This is a genomic window from Polynucleobacter sp. 39-46-10 (genome assembly GCF_002282275.1).
The window spans coordinates 1-1,780 of record NZ_NCJB01000419.1 but is presented as its reverse complement, the minus strand read 5'-3'; the positions used below and the strand labels follow the sequence as shown (position 1 = coordinate 1,780).

The 1,780-nt window shown below is 46.1% G+C and carries 3 protein-coding genes; 2 read left to right on the top strand and 1 reads right to left on the bottom strand.

The window, feature by feature from the left end:
• Both B7X71_RS16350 and rlmJ read left to right on the top strand, forming a co-directional pair.
• Positions 1–420 (top strand): phosphatase PAP2 family protein (locus B7X71_RS16350; RefSeq protein WP_293601509.1); only part of this gene is annotated, 420 nt, incomplete at its 5' end.
• Between the two features lie 2 nt (positions 421–422).
• Positions 423–1,289, top strand: coding sequence for a 23S rRNA (adenine(2030)-N(6))-methyltransferase RlmJ (rlmJ, locus tag B7X71_RS16345; protein ID WP_293601508.1), 867 nt, complete (start codon positions 423–425; stop codon positions 1,287–1,289).
• Positions 1,290–1,307: 18 nt separating this feature from the next.
• Here the strand turns inward: rlmJ and B7X71_RS16340 are convergent.
• Positions 1,308–1,780, bottom strand: a 473-nt coding sequence (locus tag B7X71_RS16340) for a heme-binding protein (protein WP_293601507.1), incomplete at its 5' end; no start/stop codon positions are given.

The window sequence follows — 1,780 nt, the reverse complement described above, 5'->3', positions numbered from 1 at the left end:
AGGGCAATGCCATCTGGTCATACGATTACTGCTTTTGCAGTGGTCTCTGGAATCTACTTTGCCAGCGATCGAAATAACAGAACTTCCTTGTGGTGGATTTTTATCATTGCTGGCTTTGCTGGTATCTCTCGAAACGCGCTGGGCGCTCACTGGCTTACCGATGTCCTAGCGGGTTGCGCAATTGGACTGTGGTCTGGAATGCTTGGGGCGGGATTAGCCAGGCTTATTCCAGAAGCTAAACTGGCTGCCAATCAGATCGGGCCGCGCTTACTTGCCCTAGGTGGGCTTGCCACAATCTATGTACTTCTCACTCAAACTCTAGACTCAGAGCTCAATCAATCTTTGCAATATGCTTGCGTGGCATTAATCAGCATTACTTTGGCTTTATTTATTAAAGCGCAAAAACCTAGGGCCATATAAAGATGTTTAGTTATCGCCATGCTTTTCATGCGGGTAGCCATGCCGATATTCTGAAACATCTTGTGATGATTCAGCTGGTGGAATATCTACAAGAAAAACCAGGCGCCCTCACTATTGTTGACACCCATGCTGGTGCTGGTATCTATAGTCTGATTGACGGTTTTGCGGCAGTCAGCAAAGAAGCAGATCAAGGCATTTATCGCTTAGCCAAATTTGCAGAGACCAATCCCGTAAGTCCAGGCATTGCCAATTATCTCGAGTACATTCGAGCTGAGAATTCTGGCGATGAGATCACAATCTATCCCGGCTCCCCATTTATTTTGGCGCGCTTACTCAGAACACAAGACCGCTTGAAGCTTTTTGAGTTACATCCCAAAGAGATTGATATCTTGCGCCACAATATCAGCGAGCTCAAACAATCAAAGCAAATCGATATCTATGCAGAGGATAGCTTTGCAAGATTAAAGGGCTTGATGCCACCACCTAGTAGGCGCGGACTTGTTTTAATTGACCCTTCTTACGAAGATAAGCAGGACTACCGTTATCTCGAAACGGCGATGGAAGAAGCTCTGCAACGCTTCGCCACTGGGTGTTATGCCATCTGGTACCCATGCCTCTCCAGACGAGAATCAGCAGCCCTACCCGATCATATGAAAAAGATTGCGGCAGCCCATAAACGCTCTTGGTTACTTGTTGAGTTACGGGTTGAGAACGCACCTAAAGAACGTCGACTTCAGGCAAGCGGCATGTTCATCATCAACCCACCATGGACTCTAGAAAAGCAATTGGCTGAAAGTCTGCCCATTCTGGTTAAAGCGCTGGGGCAAGATAGTGGCGCTGGATTTGTATTAAAGAGTTTTGAGGCTTAAGCTTTAAACCTCAGGACCTTACTCCTGGACCTGAATCATCACTTCATTGCGACGCATAAAAGGTAAAGTCCAAGGCGGGTTGTAGCGGGCAAACTGAGGTTCACCGCTTGGCTTTAAATTCTTCAACTTAATCCACTCTCGTAATGCTTGGGTTTTTTCTTCCACCTTCTCTTGATTGTAAAAACCAGAGAAAATAATTACCCCCCTTTTTTCTGCGGGTACTTCTCTGATTTTGACTTGCGGATCCAATGGCTTTGGCAAGCTCGCTAAGGTGTACTCTGCAGGCATCACAAACGATACCGTCCATTGATTGCCTGAACCCTCAGAAGACCTGCTGCTCTCAATTCCTACAGGAGCAGTCATGGCAATCTTGGCGCTCTTATTCTGATCGCTGGATTCAATACCAACAGGTGCAGTCATGGCAATTTTTTCAGATACCTGATTTTTTCCAAAGATAAAGGCGGCAATTAAACGAAACCCTTGATTAGATG

Excerpts from the sequence above, each read along its gene's own strand:
- rlmJ (WP_293601508.1), top strand. The coding sequence starts at position 423 with ATGTTTAGTTATCGCCATGCTTTTCATGCGGGTAGCCATGCCGATATT.